This is a genomic window from Aromatoleum toluolicum, assembly GCF_012911005.2.
Classification (GTDB): Bacteria; Pseudomonadota; Gammaproteobacteria; order Burkholderiales; family Rhodocyclaceae; genus Aromatoleum; species Aromatoleum toluolicum.
Genome location: NZ_WTVS01000044.1, coordinates 20281 through 37993, shown reverse-complemented (window position 1 = coordinate 37993; position 17713 = coordinate 20281). Strand labels below are relative to the sequence as shown.

General features: G+C 64.7%; 16 protein-coding genes. 5 read left to right on the top strand and 11 right to left on the bottom strand.

The window, feature by feature from the left end:
• Positions 1-183: 183 nt before the first annotated feature.
• Complete coding sequence (locus GPA27_RS18880) at positions 184-1179, top strand: hypothetical protein (RefSeq protein ID WP_169142039.1); 996 nt, start codon at positions 184-186, stop codon at positions 1177-1179.
• A 759-nt stretch (positions 1180-1938) separates the two neighbouring features.
• Here the strand turns inward: GPA27_RS18880 and GPA27_RS18875 are convergent.
• The 7 genes from GPA27_RS18875 to GPA27_RS18845 all read right to left on the bottom strand — a co-directional run bounded on the left by GPA27_RS18875 (position 1939) and on the right by GPA27_RS18845 (position 8612).
• Positions 1939-2349, bottom strand: a complete 411-nt coding sequence (locus GPA27_RS18875) for a YciI family protein (protein WP_169142038.1) — start codon at positions 2347-2349, stop codon at positions 1939-1941.
• A gap of 1 nt (position 2350) precedes the next feature.
• On the bottom strand, positions 2351-2794 hold the full coding sequence (locus GPA27_RS18870; protein WP_169142037.1) for a VOC family protein: 444 nt from the start codon (positions 2792-2794) through the stop codon (positions 2351-2353).
• A gap of 19 nt (positions 2795-2813) precedes the next feature.
• On the bottom strand, positions 2814-3257 hold the full coding sequence (locus GPA27_RS18865) for a YybH family protein (protein WP_169142036.1): 444 nt from the start codon (positions 3255-3257) through the stop codon (positions 2814-2816).
• A gap of 86 nt (positions 3258-3343) precedes the next feature.
• Positions 3344-3736: a YciI family protein gene (locus GPA27_RS18860; protein ID WP_169142035.1), complete on the bottom strand. Its 393-nt coding sequence runs from the start codon at positions 3734-3736 to the stop codon at positions 3344-3346.
• A gap of 95 nt (positions 3737-3831) precedes the next feature.
• The gene (locus GPA27_RS18855; protein WP_169142034.1) at positions 3832-5115 is read right to left on the bottom strand and encodes an RNA polymerase sigma factor; all 1284 of its coding nucleotides are present in this window, start codon (positions 5113-5115) and stop codon (positions 3832-3834) included.
• A gap of 82 nt (positions 5116-5197) precedes the next feature.
• Positions 5198-7657: an efflux RND transporter permease subunit gene (locus tag GPA27_RS18850; RefSeq protein WP_169142033.1), complete on the bottom strand. Its 2460-nt coding sequence runs from the start codon at positions 7655-7657 to the stop codon at positions 5198-5200.
• A gap of 76 nt (positions 7658-7733) precedes the next feature.
• Complete coding sequence (locus GPA27_RS18845; RefSeq protein WP_169142032.1) at positions 7734-8612, bottom strand: cache domain-containing protein; 879 nt, start codon at positions 8610-8612, stop codon at positions 7734-7736.
• A 158-nt stretch (positions 8613-8770) separates the two neighbouring features.
• Between GPA27_RS18845 and GPA27_RS18840 the strand changes: the two genes are divergently transcribed.
• Positions 8771-9538, top strand: a complete 768-nt coding sequence (locus tag GPA27_RS18840; protein ID WP_169142031.1) for an SDR family oxidoreductase — start codon at positions 8771-8773, stop codon at positions 9536-9538.
• Between the two features lie 46 nt (positions 9539-9584).
• Positions 9585-10223 (top strand): TetR/AcrR family transcriptional regulator, encoded by a 639-nt coding sequence (locus GPA27_RS18835; RefSeq protein ID WP_169142030.1) that lies wholly within the window; start codon positions 9585-9587, stop codon positions 10221-10223.
• A 2-nt stretch (positions 10224-10225) separates the two neighbouring features.
• Here GPA27_RS18835 and folE2 read toward each other — a convergent pair whose 3' ends face one another.
• Positions 10226-11014: a GTP cyclohydrolase FolE2 gene (folE2, locus tag GPA27_RS18830; protein WP_169142029.1), complete on the bottom strand. Its 789-nt coding sequence runs from the start codon at positions 11012-11014 to the stop codon at positions 10226-10228.
• A 265-nt stretch (positions 11015-11279) separates the two neighbouring features.
• On the opposite strand from folE2, the gene GPA27_RS18825 reads away from it, so the two are divergent.
• Both GPA27_RS18825 and GPA27_RS18820 read left to right on the top strand, forming a co-directional pair.
• Positions 11280-13148, top strand: a complete 1869-nt coding sequence (locus GPA27_RS18825; RefSeq protein ID WP_169142028.1) for a long-chain-acyl-CoA synthetase — start codon at positions 11280-11282, stop codon at positions 13146-13148.
• A 138-nt stretch (positions 13149-13286) separates the two neighbouring features.
• Entirely contained in the window at positions 13287-13466 is a 180-nt protein-coding gene (locus GPA27_RS18820) for a hypothetical protein (protein WP_169142027.1), read from the top strand.
• Between the two features lie 70 nt (positions 13467-13536).
• Here GPA27_RS18820 and GPA27_RS18815 read toward each other — a convergent pair whose 3' ends face one another.
• Genes GPA27_RS18815 through GPA27_RS18805 form a run of 3 tightly spaced genes read right to left on the bottom strand, consistent with a single transcriptional unit; the run spans position 13537 to position 17536 of the window.
• Positions 13537-15099 (bottom strand): arylsulfatase, encoded by a 1563-nt coding sequence (locus tag GPA27_RS18815; RefSeq protein ID WP_246261247.1) that lies wholly within the window; start codon positions 15097-15099, stop codon positions 13537-13539.
• Complete coding sequence (locus GPA27_RS18810) at positions 15096-16385, bottom strand: anaerobic sulfatase maturase (RefSeq protein ID WP_211165096.1); 1290 nt, start codon at positions 16383-16385, stop codon at positions 15096-15098. Before GPA27_RS18810 ends, GPA27_RS18815 begins: the two co-directional genes overlap by 4 nt.
• Positions 16382-17536 (bottom strand): Rv3169 family protein, encoded by a 1155-nt coding sequence (locus GPA27_RS18805; protein WP_169142025.1) that lies wholly within the window; start codon positions 17534-17536, stop codon positions 16382-16384. Before GPA27_RS18805 ends, GPA27_RS18810 begins: the two co-directional genes overlap by 4 nt.
• Positions 17537-17713: the final 177 nt, after the last annotated feature.

The following is a 17713-nucleotide window of genomic DNA, read 5'->3' as shown; positions in this document are numbered from 1 at the left end:
AGACGTCCGGACTGAGTGAGTTCTATTCGCAGTTCAATGCGGAATTCATTAGGAGCCTGATCGCTGCCATTGTGACCCGAAGACGATATTTCGCAGCAATTCAATGGCCCGAGTAAATCCGATGCTCGCGAATCACGATTTCACTGAAGCTCTTCCTTATCTGCCGCCAGTAAGGAGTTTGAAATGCTAAAATCGACGCTTCCTCTGATTGCGTTAGGGTTTTCCGCATTGTGCAGTAATGCAGAGGCGCAGTCAGCCCCCCCTGATTGCAATGCTTCAAGTAGGAACATGGAAAATGCATCAAGAGCTTATGGCCAAGCAATTGATAATTTCAATGAAGAAAATCCGCCTGATGAGCTAAAGCCTGATGCATGCGTCGGCGGTGTAGTGCGATGGGAAAAAACCTCTTTCAAGATGGATATCCCAGAATTCAAAATGGGGCGCAAGTCGTGGAAGATGGATGTTCCAGAAACAAAGATGGTCAACCAAGAGTGGTGGATAAAAGAGCCTTTCATTAGGTGCGAGAACAAAAAAACGGGACAGTATCCAGAAACATTTTGCGAGGATACCTGGATAAGAGTCGGCCCAGTTAAGACGAAAGGAGTTCCAAAATGCACCGTAAAATGGTCAGATATCATTACAAAGATTTGCTGGCCAGAAACAAGAGATAAGCGGGTTGTCGTCGGCGTTCCTGAATTCAAAATGGTCACGCAAGAGATGAGCATGGACGTTCCAGAAGTGACCATGAGGACTCGCGAACTCAGTTTGCATTTACCGCAATTCTCTGTGGACTCCGGTTGCATCGGGCCGGACTGCGCAGAGCTTTGCAAGAGGGAGTCAGAAGATCAAATTGAAAAGCTGGAATCTAGCAGAACTGCGGCGATTCGACCTGCCAAAGAGCAACTCATCGTCAAGGCTGCAGACATGTTTCAATGCCAGGGCAACGCTCTCGAATGGCAGAAAGCGAACGCGCTCGGAGAATTCGACAAGTATATAACGGTTGCAAGAATGACATTGGATTCGATGACCTCTCAGGGACTGCTAGAGGCGGCCGCAGAGCAAAAGGTGCGATTGGATGACATGCTGAAACAGCGAGAAAAAATCGTAGCGGAACTGGATGTTGCACTGGCCGATCTCAAGTCACAAGAACGAGAGACGATCGGAAAATTGGCGCAGTGAACGCATAAACTACGCATTGCAGCCTACGTATTTGCCACCGCTTCGAAACGGTAAGCACGAGGCTGCATGCGAGCTTTGAACGGTAGACTTTCCTTGTGCCCGACCGTTTGCTCAGGGTCGAAATGACTCATTTGCGAGCCGCAGCATAGGTGCATCTGATCTTCAATAGCGGCTTTCCGGCGATGAATCCGAAGAGTTTCAGGTCGTAACCCGACCCATGAAAAACATTCCGCCTTTCGCTGATCCGGTGGCAGGTTTCTGAGCGGCGCGGGTTGCCCCGTTCACTTAATGCATAGATCGTTCAATGCCGACATACGAGGCGAGCGATTTATTCACCGAGGCAGTCAGGCGTCTGCCTCGGAGTGCCATCGGTCGGCTGTGGCCGGCTGCGTGAGCTCACGAATGTCGACTTCGCGGCAGTGAAACTCACTAAAGTGCGGCCTCCTTAAAGGGCTGCTTCCGAGAAGTCCGGATGACCGCTTGGGGTCGATTGCGTGAGTCGGAGAACCGTGCGAGCGGTCATCCCGGCTGAATAAGATCGAGGCTCCCCGGATGACCGCTCCAGCCGAGGAGCTCTCAGTCTGCCCCCGCTCCGGGCGACTGCTTTGCTCAGAAACCGGCCGGCGGGTCACCGAAACGACAAGTGCCTCTCGAGGGGTCGCTGTTGCCAGTGCGATGGTGATCCGCGATTCTGATAAATGTCCGACGCGCCCACCACGAGCGCGCCGGCAACCGGGCGAAGCCGGATCAGCAACGGCTTCAACGCTGCGCGTGCATGGCTTCGAAGCCTTCGGCCGCCTTTTGCACATCGGGCGGAAAATCGGACATCTCCTGGACCTGCCGGATCTCGATGATCTCGTTGTCCGACATCGGGGCGCGCGACGCCCAGGCGACGGCCTCCTCTTTGGACTTCACGTCGATCATCCAGTAGCCCCCGAGCACCTCCGTGGTTTCGATGAAGGGTCCGTCGGTGACGGTCGGCTTCCCGCCGGTAAATGACACGCGCGCGCCCATCGACGGCGGGTGCAAGCCGTCGAGCGTGAGGAGCACGCCGGCGTTCTGCAATGCCTCGTTGTACTTCATCATCGCCTCGACCGCCTTCGCGTCGGGCACTGTTCCGGGGGGCGCCTTCTCGTAGCCCTTCGGGATCACCAGCATCATGAAGCGCATCTCAATGGCCCTCCTTGTCGGCCTCGCAGTTGATCATCCAGGGCACGCCGAAGCGGTCGGTGCACATGCCGAAGCGGGCCGCCCAGAAGGTGGCGCCGAGTGGCATCTGGATCGTGCCGTTGTCGGAAAGCGCGGCGAAGATGCGCTCGGCCTCGGCAATCGAGTCGACATTCAGCGAAACCGAGCAGCCCTTGATGCCCTCGTACGGAAACTGAGGGGCGGTATCGGAAGCCATCAGCGTCTGGTCGCCGACAGCGAGACAGGCATGCATGATGCGGTTCCGGTATTCGGCGGGAATCGGTCCGCAACCCGGCTGACCGTCTTCCCCCGCGGGGGCGTCGGCGAAGCGCATCATGGCCTGGAGGGTGCCGCCGAGACATTGCTGATAGAAGTTGAAGGCAGCCTCGCACTGGCCGTTGAAAATCAGATAGGCATTGATTCGCATGGTGTTCTCCGTTGAGGGGTCAGGGCTCCAGCCACAGCGCGGCGTTGCTTTGCGGGTCGAACGGAGCGGAGAAGTGTTCGTGAACGATCCGCCACCGGCCATCCTGCTTGCGCAGGCAGGAGGTCATGCGCATCCAGCCCGACATTTCCTTGCCATCCGGGCCGGTGCCGCCGCAGCGGTTGAGGGCGTGGGCGAATGCCAGATCCGCGTCGGCGGTGATCTGCAGGTCGTGGATCTCGAAAATCATCGCGCCGGTGCACATCGACATGCAGGTTTCCCAGTGCTTGCGGTAGGCGTCGCCGCCCTTGAATTGCAGCTGCGCAATGGCGTCGAAGGCGACGATATCTGGTGCGTAATGGGCGAAGATGCGCGCGACGTCGCGGGCGCGCACGGCCGCCGCCCAATCTTCCAGTGTGTTGCGGATTTCCGTCTCGTTGAGTGCGACGGTGGATCTCGTGTCCATGGTGGGTCTCCTTGGGGTTGGATGCGGCGTCGGGGTGCGCCCTTGCGGTCTGCCGGCGCTTGGCCGGATTGCGATCGTTTATCGTGTCAGCAGGTGGACGCCTGCGTGTCGAAGCCGAGCGCGCGCACGGTCTGCAGGTCCTCCGCAACGGGCCGCACCTCGACGCAGCCGAAGCGCGCGCCCGGGATGCGCGCCGCCACCTGGATGGCTTCGTTCAGGTCGCGCGCCTCGATCAGGTAGTAGCCGCCGAGCTGCTCCTTGGTCTCGACCCAGGGGCCGTCGGTGACCGAGATCCGGCCGTCGCGCACGCGCACCGTGCTGGCGGCATCGGGCGGCAAGAGCCGGTTGCAGCCGACGTAGTGGCCGCTGCGCCGGATGGCGTTGGTGAACTCGCGGTACTCCTCGAAGTGCTTGTCCGCATCGGCGTGGGGCATCTGCTCCATGACTTTTTCTGCACAAATCAGGCACAGGTATTTCATTTGGGGTCTCCGGGTGAGGGCGGAAGACGGGCTTCCGTGCTTCTGGTCGAACGGCGCAACGCGATATCGACATCCCGACGAAAAAAATTTCGACGTCACGGCCCGAGCGCAGCGAGCCGCCGTTCGAGGAAACGTTGTTCCGGCCCCTGCCGCGTGAGTGCCAGGGCCCGCTCGTAAGCTGCCCGTGCTTCTTCGTTGCGCCCCAGACGGCGGCACAGGTCAGCGCGCGCCGCATGGGCGAGGTGGTAGTCGGCCAGCTCGCCGCGCATCAGGATCGCGTCGATCGCGGCCAGGCCGGCCGCCATCCCGTCGCGCATCGCCAGCGCCACGGCGCGGTTGAGCTCGACCACCGGCGAGGGGTAGCGCTGCAGCAGCAGGTCGTAGAGGCCGACGATCTGGGCCCAGTCGGTGGCGGCAGCGGTCGGCGCCTCGGCATGCACTGCGGCGATCGCGGCCTGCAGCGCGTAGGGGCCCGCGGGGCCGGACGCGAGCGAGTGCTCGACCAGCGCCGTGCCTTCCGCGATCAGATCGTGCCGCCACAGCGAACGGTCCTGCTCGTCGAGCAGCACGAGATCGCCGGCCGGCGTGGTGCGCGCCGCGCGGCGTGACTCCTGGATCAGCATCAGCGCCAGCAGCCCGATCGACTCCGGCTCGGGGAGCAGCTCGGTGAGCAGGCGACCGAGCCGGATCGCTTCGGCCGACAGCTCGGCGCGCGTCAGCGAGTCGCCGGCCGATGCCGAGTAGCCTTCGTTGAACACGAGGTAGATCACCCGCAGCACGCTGTCGAGGCGATCGGGCAGTTCCGCGCGGGCGGGCACGGCATAGGGGATGCGCGCGTCGCGGATCCGTGCCTTGGCGCGCACGATGCGCTGCGCGACGGTGGGCGGCGCGGTGAGGAAGGCGCGCGCGATCTCTTCGGTGGTGAGGCCGCACACTTCGCGCAGCGTCAGCGCGATCTGGGCCTCGGCGCTGAGGATCGGGTGGCAGCAGGTGAAGATCAGCCGCAGGCGGTCGTCCTCGACGCTGTCGGCGAGGCTGTCCTTGTCGCCGCCACCTTCGCTCGCGGGGTCGGGCCGGTCGTCGAGATCCTCCACGAAATCGAAGCGCGCGCGTCGGCGCAGGGCGTCGACCGCCTTGTAGCGTCCGGTCGACACCAGCCAGGCACGTGGATTCGTCGGCATGCCCTGCTCGGGCCACTGCTCGAGCGCAGCGCGGAAGGCGTCGTGCAACCCCTCCTCGGCGAGGTCGAAGTCGCCGAGCAGGCGGACCAGCGTCGCAAAGACGCGGCGCGACTCGCTGCGGTAGAGCTCCTCGAGCTTCGACCGCACCGCCGCCAGGGCCTGCGGCCCTGCGGTCGATGAGGCGTCGGGGGCGACCATCCGGGATGTCTCCGTTCGTCGAAGTACATCCCGTAGATTAGTTCACCCTGCTCGACCTCGATTCATGCCGGTGCAAATTCGCTCAGGAGCGCACGGGCTGCGCCGCCACGGCCTTGTCCGCGGTGCGGGGTATCCGCGCGTCGGACGAGTCCGGACGGGCGGACGGCACAGGCGAGGGCTGTGCGGCGCCGGTCGCCTCGCGGCGGCCCACGCCGAGCCAGCAGGCCAGTGCGGGGAGCAGGAAGATGGCGCCGAGCACATTTACCAGGAACATGAAGGCGAGGAGCACGCCCATGTCGGCCTGGAACTTCAGCGCGGAGAAGGCCCAGGTGCCGACGCCGATCGACATCGTCACCGCTGTGAACACCGCTGCCGTGCCGCGCTGGCGCATCGACTCGTAGAACGCCTCGCGCAGGCTGTAGCCGCGATCGGCGAGTTCGTGTTGCATGCGCTCGTAGATATAGATGCCGTAGTCGACGCCCACGCCCACGCCCAGTGCGATTACCGGCAGGGTCGCGACCTTGAGGCCGATGCCCAGCAGCGCCATCAGCGCGTTGCACATGATCGTCACGAGCGTAAGCGGCACGACCACGCACAGCACTGCGCGCCACGAACGGAACGTGAGCCAGCACAGGATGGAGATCGATGCGAAGATCGAGGCCAGCATCTGCACCTCGGCCCGCTCGACGGCCTCGTTCGTCGCCACCGCCACGCCAGCGTTGCCGCCCGCGAGGCGGAAGGTGATGTTGGGGGTCTTGTCCTCGGCGATGAACTTGCGCACCTCATCGACCACGTGCTTCAGCGTTGGGCCCTGGTGGTCATTGAGATAGACGGCCAGATGGATGGTCTTGCAGCCGGCCGAATTGAAGCCCAGCTCCGGGTTTGCGGCGCGGCTGCCGGTGCGCAGCGCGGCTTCGGTGCGCTGCAGGGCAGCCCAGCGCGGGTTGGCCTCGTTGTTGCCGGCGGCGAAGAGCTTCGCCAGCCCTGCCACCGTACTGACCGACTGGACGCCATCGACGCCCCGCATGCGGAAATCGAAGCGCTCGACGGCGTTCATGACCTCCCAGTTGAGGCAGGCCTCGGTCAGGTTCTCGGTTTCGACATAGACGGACAGCACATCCATGCCGATGGAGTAGTTGCTGATGATCGTCTCGTTGTCCCGGTTGTAGCGAGAGTCGGCACGCAGTTCCGGCACGCCGCTGCCGATGTCGCCGGTCTGAAGCTGGCGCGAGTAATAGGTGGCGGCGGCCAGCAGGGCGAGCATCACGCCGAAGGTCGCGAGCGCCGGGCGCGGTTCGGACAAGGCCGACAGCTTCCACCAGATCTGGTGCTTCTCCTTGTTGTCCACCGGCTGGTTCAGCGCCATGCGTTCGAGGTGCAGGTGCGACAGGATGATGGGCATGAACATCTTGTTGGTCATGATCATCAGCGCGACGCCCAGGCATGCGGTGAGGCCGAGTTCATGCACGATGGGGATGTCGATCACCATGATCACGAGGAAGCCCAGGGCGTTGGCGAGCAGGGCCATGATGCCGGGGATCGCGAGCTTGCGGAACGCGCCCTCGGCCGCCTCCATCGCCGTCACGCCCGCGAGCACGTCCTGCTTCCACGCGTTGGTCATCTGCACGGCGTGGGAGACGCCGATCGAGAAGATCAGGAAGGGGACCAGCACCGACATCGGGTCGATGCCGTAACCGATCAGCGGCAGCAGGCCCAGCAGCCAGATCACGGGCAGCAGCGCGACCGCGATGGCCAGGACGGTCAGCTTGAGCGAGCGCGAGTACATCCACAGCATCAGCGAGGTGATCACGAAGGCGATGGCGAAGAAGCTCACGACGGTGGAAAGGCCGTCCATGACGTCGCCCATGATCTTGGCGAAGCCGACGATCTCGATGTCGACCTTGTCGCTGTCGAACTGGGCGCGGATGGTCTCGAGCTTGCGGGCGACCTCGGCGTAGTCGAGCTTCGCGCCGGTGTCGGGATTGACCTCGAGCAGGTCGGCCTGTACGAGGGCGGACTTGAGGTCATTGGCGACGAGGCGGCCGATCTGCCCGGACTTGGCGACATTCGCCCGGACCTGGCTGAGGCCCTGCTCGTTCGTCTCGAAGCGAGCCGGAATGACGACGTCGCCGGTGAAGCCTTCTTCCGTGACCTCGACATAGCGCACGTTGGGCGTGAAGATCGACCGGACGCTCGCGCGGTTCACGCCCGGCGTGAAGAAGACTTCGTCGTTCACCTTGCGCAGGATCGGCAGGAACTCGGCGTTGTAGATGTCCCCTTCGCCTTTCCACTGCACGTTAACCAGGATGCGGTTGGCCCCGGAAAAAGTGGTCGAGTGCTGGAGGAAGGCCGCCATGTACTCGTGCTTGAGAGGGATCAGTTTGTTGAAGCCGGGATCCAGCCGGGTGCTCAGAGCCGAATAGCCCAGACCGAGCGTAACGAGCAGGAAGAAGGCCCCCAGCGGCTTGCGCCAGCGAATGAGCATGCGGGCGAGCACTGCGACCAGTGCGTCGGTTCTGGACAGGGCGTGGGGGGTGTTCATGAGGCGACTCCGTGATTCTGGCGTGTGGCTGGGTAGCGATCTCAAGTTTTCTGATGCTCGCAGGCTTCCGACGGTCTCACCGGACGGGTCCGGTATAGGCGCCCGCGCCGACGAGGTACTTGCCGACGCGCACGATGTAGCTGTGCTTGTTCTCCACTTTCAGGTTGGCCGGGTTGCGCCACGCATAGTGCACGTCGCCCTCGCCCTTGCTCTTGGCCAGCGCGATCATCTCGCGTATGAAGTACTTGCCCTTGGCATCGACGAACTCACCCGCCTTGCGGCCCACCTGACGCGGGCTGCCGCCGTGCGCATAGACCAGTTCGTCATCCAGCCCCACCACGAACACGTACAGGTCGTCCTGGACGAAGCCACCGTTCAGGCTGTTGAAGCGCTCGAAGGCGCGGTCGCCGTGCACCTTGATTTCATGCACCGCACGCCATAGCAGCGACTTGGCGAGCTCCACCGACGCGTTCGGCGCGTAGTAGCCGACAACCAGGATGCGGTCGCCGACGGAGCGATAGGTCGCGACCTTCAGTTCGGCACGGTTGCGCGCGGGGTTGTACCAGCGGTATTCGACAGTCCCGGTTCCGGCGGACTTGGCGCCGTCGAGTATCTCTCGGAAGAAGTGGCGACCGTCGGAGTCGGTCAGGTCGCGCACGTTGCGCCCGATCAGCGCGGCCGACGAGCCGCCGCTGGCGATCAGCTTGCCGTCTCTATGGAGGACATAGACGTACAGGTCGCCGTCCTTGAACGCGCCGGACTGGCTGAAGGTCGCCAGCGCCTGCTCGCCCTTGTCGCGCAGGTGGTGCTCGGCGCGATCGAGCAGCGCCTGTGTGCGCGCCACGTCCGTTCGTTCCTGCTCGCCGCCTGGGGCGGCATCTTCCGCATGGAGCGACATGGTGTTCAATGCAATGCCCAGCACAGCGGCGAGGATGAGGGTTCTCAGCGGAGCCATGTCGCGACGTCCTCCCAAAGAAGATTGCGGCGAGGCTCATTGTAGGGCGGTCCGCGAGAGCTTTCTTAGTCCGGCCGGACGATGCCAGTCAGTGGACCGGAGCCCGATACTCGGCCAAAGGGCGAACTTGGGCATCGCCGCCACTTCAGGAGATTTGCATGACTGTAACCGTCGTCACCGGCTCGGCATCGGGTATCGGAGCCGCTGTAGCCAAGCAACTGCAGCAGGCCGGGCATCGCGTGATCGGCATCGACCGGCGCGACGCCGACATCGTGGCCGATCTCTCCACCGCCGAGGGGCGGGACGCGGCGGTCGCCGCCGCGCTCAAGGCCTGCAACGGCGTCCTCGACGGATTGGTTTGCTGCGCCGGCCTGGGGCCGACCGCGAGTTCCTGCGGGTTGATTGTCGCCGTTAATTATTTCGGCATGAGCGAGCTCGTCGACGGCCTCGGCGACGCCCTCGCGCGGGGCGGCAAGCCTGCGGCGCTTCTGATCGGCTCGGTGGCTTCGGCCCACCCCGGCATCGACAAGTTGCCGATGGTCGAATTGATGCTTGGGCGTGACGAAGCGGCGGCCAAGGCGCAGGCCGACGCCATGGCCAATCCGCAGGCCGCATATGCTGGCTCGAAGTACGCGATTACCGTGTTCGCGCGTCGCAAGGCAGTGGAGTGGGGCAGCCGCGGCATAAGGCTGAATGTGGTTGCGCCCGGCGCGGTCGAGACGCCGCTGCTGCAGGCCTCGCTGTCGGATCCGCGTTATGGCGAGGCCATCCGCAATTTTGTCTCTCCGCTGGGCCGCAACGGCAGCCCCGACGAGATCGCCAAGGTGGTTGGATTCATGCAGTCGGAGCAGGCGGGTTTCATGCACGGCACGGTGGTGTTCGTCGACGGCGGCATGGATGCGCTGACCCGCCTGGAGCGCTTCTGAGTGCGTCGCGTTGGGCGATGAAGGTTCATTTGATGCTGCCACAAACGTGAAGCTCGACGCGCGCACCGGACTGGTCCAGGCGGAAGCGGGCGATGCTCCGGGGAGCGGGCCGGGGGCTCGCCGCCGGCAGATCCTCGAGGCGGCGGAGGAGTGCTTCCGCGACAAGGGGTTCCACGGCGCGAGCATCGCGGAAATTTCTGCGGTGGCGGGCGTCAGCGCCGGCCACATCTACTACTACTTCAAGAACAAAGAAGAGATCATCACCGCGATCGCGGAGGCGGAGCTCGACGCCCTGCTCGAAATACACGACGCGGTGCGCCTCGAACACAATGTTGTGGATGCGATCGTCGCGCGCTCGGGCGACATCGCCCTCCATTACGCGGATCCGGAGAACTCGCGGCTGCGTCTGGAGATTCTCGCGGAGAGCGCACGCAATCCGTGCATTTCCGCGCGTGTGCATGCGCTCGACCGGCGCGCGCGCGAAAGCGCTTACCGGAGTCTGCGCCTGGTCAACGCCGGGCTGGCGGGCGAGGCCCTGGAGGCGCGGATTGCAGCGCAGTACGAACTGATCAGCGCGATCCTTTTCGGAATCACCGTCCGCGCCGTGCGCGGCATCGAGGTGGACCACGCCCTCCTGAGGCGGGAAGTGATGGACACGGTCCGTCACGTGCTCGAGCGCAACTGACGTCAGGCCGTGCGTTCGATCAGGGCGTAGGCGGAATGGTTGTGGATGGATTCGAAGTTCTCGGCCTCGACAACGAAGTGGCCGATGCGCGGGTCCGCTCCCAGCGCGCCCGCGATGTCGCGGACGGTATCCTCGACGAATTTCGGGTTGTCGTAGGCGCGCTCGGTGACGAGCTTCTCGTCTGCGCGCTTTAGGAGGCCGTACAGCTCGCACGAGGCGAGGCCTTCGACCAGGGCGATGATGTCCTCGATCCACACGTGTTCGCGCAGGGTCGCCGTGACCGTCACGTGGGAGCGCTGGTTGTGCGCCCCGTAGGCGGAGATCTTCTTCGAACACGGGCACAGGCTGGTCACCGGCACCAGCACCCTCAGGATCAGCCGGAAGCGGTCATCGTCGCCGACCGTGCCGGTGAGCGTTACCTCGTAATCCATCAGGCTGCTGACGCCGGACACCGGCGCGGCCTTGTTCACGAAGAAGGGAAAGCGCATCTCGAGATGCCCGGTGCGGGCCTCGAGCCGGGCAATCATGTCGCGCACCATCGGTTCCAGCGCCTCGACCGAGATCTCGTGCTCGCGCCCGTTAAGGATCTCGACAAAGCGCGACATGTGCGTGCCCTTGAAGTGCTGCGGGAGGCCCACGTACATGTCGAAGACCGCGACAGAACCCTGCGTGTGGCCGCTGCGGTCGCGCACCCGCACCGGGTGGCGGATCGAGCGGATGCCGACCTTGTCGATCGGCATCGCGCGCGCGTCGTGTGCGGACTGCACGTCCGGGATGTCGTTGAGTTTCATCGCGTCGTTCCGGTGAGGGTTCGGGTCCATCGTCCGCCGCCGCGGCAACTGCATCATCGTCCGTTCAGACGGTGGCACCCGTTGCCAGCACGGGTTTGCGCCGCGGCGACTGCCATTAGTCTCAACGGACGATGTTCCGCTTCCACTCCAGGTGAATGATTGGCTCCGTCAAGAGGCCCGGCGTTTCAAGCCGCCGGCCCTCCAGTCCCCTGCGGCAATGCTGCGAACGAGGGGGCACGAGAACAGATATAACGGAGACAAATGCATGGATAACGGCATCGCGGCCCGCAACGCATCGCAGCCTTCGGTGGACATCGTGTCGCGGGATGAGACCCAGGCCAAGCTTGATCGGCGTGCGCAGAGCAGCGCGCTGATCAAGCCGCGTGACCTATATACGATCGCCGACCGCCTCGAGGCGCAGGCTGCAGTTCAGGGGCGCAGGACCTTCCTCGTCTACGGCGATACCCGCTACAGCTATGCCGAGGTCGATGGACGCGCCAATCAGTATGCGCATGCGATGCGTGCACGCGGACTTGGGGCGGGGGACGTCTGCGCGATGGCGATCGAGAACCGCCCCGAGTTCTTCTTCGCGTGGTTCGGCTTGGCGAAGCTCGGTGCCGTCGCAGCCTTCATCAACACGCAGGTGAGCGGCCGCCCGCTGGCGCACGCCATCGAGACAACCGGCGCGAAGGCGGTGCTCGTCGGTGAGGAGTGCCTCGCGAATTTCGGCGTAACGGAAGGTCTTCCGAACGTCATGCAGTGGCTGCTGCCCGATGCCGAGAGACCGGCCGGGGCAGGCCTGCGGCGCGCGGGGGACACCGATTTCGCGGACGAAGTCGAGCGCGCCCCGCGGGACCCCTTTCCGCGCGAACCGCGTGCGTCGCTCACTGCGGAGACGCCGGCCCTGCTGATCTTCACGTCCGGCACCACGGGGCTGCCGAAGGCCGCGCGCTACAGCCACATGCGCTGGATGTCGTCGGGCGACGTCATGGTCGACACCATCGGCGCGGGCCCGAACGACGCCTTCTACTGTTTCCTGCCGCTCTATCACGGGGCGGCGGCAACCTCGGTCACCTCCACGGCGCTGAAGGCGGGCGCCACGATCGTCGTACGCCGGAAATTCAGCACGCGCGAGTTCTGGAACGACGTGCGCCGTTATGGCGTCACCGTATGCCAGTACATCGGCGAGATCTGCCGTTATCTGCTCAATCAGCCCGCTTCGGAGCGCGATCGCGACCATGGCCTGCGCTGCATGATGGGGGCGGGACTCACTCCCGAATCCTGGTTGCGCTGGATCGAGCGCTTCGGTCCGATCCAGATCTTCGAAGGCTGGGGCTCCACGGAGGCGAACACCAACCTGATCAACGTCGACAACCGCCTCGGTTCCTGCGGCCGTGTGCCGTATTGGGAGAAGACCAACTTCCGTCTCGTGCGCTACGACCTCGAAAGCGGCGAGCACGTGCGCGACGCGCGCGGTTTCTACCTGCTGTGCCAACCCGGCGAGGTGGGGGAGGGCATCGGCTACATCGTCGATCATCCCGATATCGGGGGCGGGCGCTTCGAGGGCTATACGTCGGCGGACGCCACGGAGCGCAAGATCCTGCGCAACGTCTTCGTCGAGGGCGACGCGTACTGGAGTTCGGGCGACCTTCTGCGCTACGACGAGGATGGCTATTTCTACTTCGTCGACCGTATCGGCGACACCTTCCGCTGGAAGAGCGAGAACGTCTCTACGATGGAGGTTGCCGATGCGCTCTCCGATTATCCCGGCGCCGAGCTGATCAACATCTATGGCGTGAGGGTGCCCGAACATGAGGGCCGCGCGGGGATGGCGGCGATCGTGATGCAGGAAGGGCGAAGCTTCGATCCGGCCGGTTTCTACGCGCTGACCGAGGAGCGGCTGCCCCGCTATGCGGCGCCCCTGTTCGTGCGCGTGTCCCGTGCGGCAGACCTCACCACCACATTCAAACTGCGCAAGGTCGACCTGCAGCGCCAGGGGTATGACCCGACGGCGTTCGACGATCCGCTGTACGTTCGCAGCGAGGCCGAGCGCACTTATCTGCCGTATTCTGCCGCGGAGTTGGCGAAAGCCGGCCTGCCAGAGTTCCGGGCCACGACTGCTGCGGCGATATAGTCCATTTGGACGATGTGCGCTGCCGTGGGGCGGCGCAAGTTGCGTCATACAGAGCCGGTCGCATTAACCCCACAGGGGATTGGCGAATCGGGATCGGTCAGTAGAGAGGCCCGTCAGAGGCCCGACTGGAGAGAGACAATGACGATCAAGCTGCTCGTGTTCGGCGCCCTGTGCGCTTTCCTGGGTTCGCAATGGTTCAAGGTCGGCACCGCGCAAGAGACGGTGGCCAGCTGCGAGGCCGGAATCCATCACTGCCCCGGTATTGTCGTGGGGCAGGTGTCTGCAGACAAGATGTTCGCCGCACTGGCGATGCGCTGAACCCCACCCGGGGTGCGCTGCGAACGGCCGCCTCAAGGCGGCCGTAGTGGTGGCGAGGATCCTCAGGCCTTCATTGAGTTCTGACGCCCAGCGTTCCGCCCTTCTGCCGCGGCGGGCATTCCTTGAGCGAGCGCATGTGGGCGCCGATCAGATCGTAGACCTGTCCGCCCCACGCCACGCCCATGCGCATCGAGAGCTCGTTGGCCTTGTGGCCGTCCTGCCGCTCGTAGGGGTCCATGCGCAGGTTGAAGGTCAGCGTGCTGGGTTTCAGATGGTCGAAAAAGCCCTCGCGCGTCTTTAAATGGGACTTCCACGGACCGATCCGCACGGCGGTCAGTTCGCTCTCGTTGTAGTAGATCACCGAGTTCCGCGCCGAAAGGCGCTTGCCCAGCCAATGTTCGAGGTTGTCGACGCCGTCGATGCAGACCTGATGGCTCTCGCGGAGCTGCTCGGGCACACCTCGACGCCCGGCTGCAGCGGCGAGGGTCGTGAACAGGTCCTCGTGCGTCTGGATGCCGTTGGAGACGGAGCCGGCGCGGATCGCCGCCGGCCAGCGCACGAGCATGGGTACGCGCACTCCCCCTTCCCAGGTCGTCGCTTTTTCCCCCCGAAACGGGGTGGCGCCTCCATCCGGCCACCAGGAGGCCATTGCGCCGTTGTCGGCCGTATACACCACGATCGTGTTGTCCGCGATCTTGAGTTTGTCGAGGAGCGCGAGCAGTTCGCCGACGTGGCCGTCATGTTCCATCAGCCCGCTGCCGAATACGTCGAATTCCGAGGAGATATCATTGGCGAGGCCGCGTGACGCTTCCTTGAGATGGGTGTAGACGTGCATCCGGCTCGGGTTGAACCAGGCAAAAAACGGCTTGCCGGCATCGACCGACTTGCGAATGAAGGTTTCCGTGTGGGCGAGGTATTCCTCATCCACCGTTTCCATGCGCTTGACCGTCAGCGGCCCGGTATCCTTGCAGCGCTGCTTGCCCCAGCGCCCGAAGCGCGCGTCCTCGCCGCCCTCGTCGGCTTCGGTGACCACGCAGTCCAGTACACCGCGTGGGCGGTAGCGGCGGTTGAAGCCCGGGTCTTTCGACCACATCGCCAATTCAGGCTCTTCCTCGGTGTTGAGGTGGTAGAGGTTGCCAAAGAACTCGTCGAAGCCGTGCACCGTAGGCAGGTGTTCGTTGCGGTCGCCGAGGTGGTTCTTGCCGAACTGACCGGTGCGGTACCCGGCCGTCTTGAGGACTTCGGCCAGCGTGGGGTCGCGGCTGTCCAGCCCGATCGGAGACCCAGGCAGGCCGACCGTGGTGAGGCCGGTGCGGATCGGCAGCTGGCCGGTGATGAAGGCGGAACGGCCGGCGGTCGAGCTCGGATGAGCATAGTGATCTGTAAACAGGACGCCTTCGCGCCCGATGCGGTCGATGTTGGGCGTGGGCACCATCATGCCGTGCGTGTAGAGGCCGATGTTGGCGTAGCCGACGTCGTCGCTCATGATCACGAGAATGTTGGGCGGCTTGTTCTGCGCCTGGGCTTGCACGGGCACGGTGCCCGCGAGGGCCGCGGCGATCAGCGTCGCGAGCAGGTGGCGGTGCGGGGATTTCAGACGTCCTTCTGCTCGCTTGGGGCGCAAGTTCATCATCGGGTGTCTCCATTGGTTGGGGTTGGGGTGCCAGGTGTCGGGACGCCGAGCCGGCGCCGAATCTCCGGCATGTCCTGGGCGACCTGCGCATAGAAGGCCTGCAGCCCCTCGCACAGGTAGTTGAGGCCCGCCTCGCCGTCGGGTGTGCGCAGCAGGCGGTTCTTCGGGCACTCGCCCCAGCACAGGTTCAGGTGTGGGCAGCGGCGGCAGAAACCGGGCAGGCTGTCGTGCTTGGCGAGGCCGAAGTCGGTTTGCCGCTGCGAGAAGGCGAGGTCGCCTTCGTGGAGCTCGCGGATATTGCCGAGGCGAAATTCCGGATAGACGAAATGATCGCAAGCGTAGAGCTCGCCGTCCTGCTCGAGAGCCATCGCCTTGCCGCAGACCGGTCCGCTCGTGCACATCTGCGCGGGCAGGCCCAGCGACTGCGCGACCGCCGTCTCGAACACGTTGATGTGCAGGCGCCCGAAGTCGTGCGCGAGCCACTCGCGCCAGACGGTCGTGAGGAAATCGCCGTAGTCGCGCGCATCGACCGACCACTCGGTGACGATGGACAGCGGGTGTTCCGGCCGCGTGCGCGGGGTGCCCAGGGGCGGCATCGCGGCGTCGCGTTGCAGGCCGGGGGCGCGGAGCTTGAAGTCGCGCGTCTCGACGCAGGGCGTGAACTGGATGCGGAAGGTGCCGGGAACGGCGCGCAGGGCGCGATAGACGTCCAGCGGCGCGCGGGCGACGTCGCGATTGACGACGCACAGCAGCGCGAAGGGCACCTCGGCGGCGGCCAGTCGCCCTGCGGCCGCGATTACGCGATCGAAGGTCGGTTCGCCACCCTTCGTCGGGCGGTAGCGGTCATGCAGTTCACGCGTGCCGTCGAGGCTCAGGCCCACGACGAAGCCGTGTGCCTTGAGGAAGGCCACCCACTCGTCGTCGAGGAGCAGGCCGTTGGTCTGCAGGTCATTCTCGATGCGCTGGCCGGGCTTGCGGTGGCGGGCCTGCAGTTCGACCACACGGCGGAAGAAGTCCAGGCCCATCACGGTGGGCTCGCCGCCCTGCCACGAGAAGACCACCTCGTCGCCGGTCTGCGCCTCGATGTACTGCCGGATATGGGTTTCGAGCAGCGCGTCGCTGAGGCGCGCGTTGCGCGGGTGCCCGAGCAGTTCGGATTTGTGCAGGTAGAAGCAGTACGGGCAGTCGAGATTGCACAGCGCGCCGGCCGGTTTCACCATGACGTGGAAGCGGTACTGCCGGCCCGGGGGCAGGGGAGGCAGGTTGCAGCGGGGCTGGGCGTTCATGACGGCAGCCCGAGTTCGGGCCATGCCCCGGAGACGTAGGTCTGGCAGTTCCCCCACCCGGTCGCGCCGGTGGCGCTGTCCGTGACCTCGATCATGCAGTCGCGGAACTGGTTGAGGATCGCGACGGCCTCGGGGTGTGAGCAGTCGGCGAAGTACTCGCCTTCGACGTGCAGCGGGCCGCAGTAGGTGCCGTGGTTCCGGCCGTCCAGGCGGTGATAGAGCCCGCCGCCGAGATGGAAGCCCGTATCGCCGAGCGGGCGCGCCGCAAGTTCGCGGGTGCTACCGTCCTGCATGCGCAGGCGGAACACCCCGCCCAGCAGGCGACGGTTCTCGGGCGCGAAGCGAAGCGCGGGTTCGATCATCGCGACGGCAATGCGACGGCCGTCCGCATATTCGAAATGCCCCTGCACCCGTTTCTGGTCGAAACCCGGTGCCGAGTAGTGCAGGTAGTACTGGTGGAAGGCGTAGGTGGCGCTGTCCCGGTCCTGGAAGTAGAGAGGATTCCAGACGGCGAGTACGCGGATGTGTTCCGAGTCGACCAGCTCGGGGGCGACATCCGTCACCGGGCGGCCGACGCCGGGACGGATGCCCCATGAATGGTCGCGCGTCATGATCCAGGACTCGGGCGTGATTTCGGTGCGCCGCCCGTCGACCTCCACCCAGCCGCGGGCGTGGCCGGTCTGGTGATAGCGGATCTGGTCGGCGGTGCGACGGTAGCCCGTCAAGCCGCGCCGATCCTCGCGCTCTTCGGCGAAGCACGGCACGATGCCTTCGAGCTCGACATCGAAGCCGATCGGCTGCGCGTCGTTCGGCTCGAGCCGGACGCGGATGCGCCTGAGCGCTTCGATGACTTCGTAGTGCAGGGGCCCGACATCGACATCGTCCGGCGAACGGGAGAGTTCCCGGCTGGCCTGCACTACCCATTGCTCCACGCCGCGGGAAACCCCGCCGTACCCGTCGACGACGTTGCGGTTCACGTACTTGCCGAAGCCGAACCCGATCTGCAGCGAACCGTCCCGGGCCGCAGCCATGCCGCACACCTTCTCGGTCCACGCGAGGTCGGTGTGGCTGACGCTCGCGAAGGTCTCGACAATCTGGTGGTTGAATCCCTCGTCTGCCGCGAGCAGGGGGCCCACGCTGCCTCCGTTCATCCCGGTCTCCTTGTCGATGAGCGGCCTCGTGCGAGGCCGTTGCCGCCCCGCATTCGTCCGGATCGCGCGCGGGCTTTCGAATCTGCTCGATTCCCGCGCCCGTTTGTTAGAGTGCTGCGGCATGCTTGCAGCGGTCGATGTGCCCGACCGCGGGGGTGGGAAAAGTATAGGGAGCAG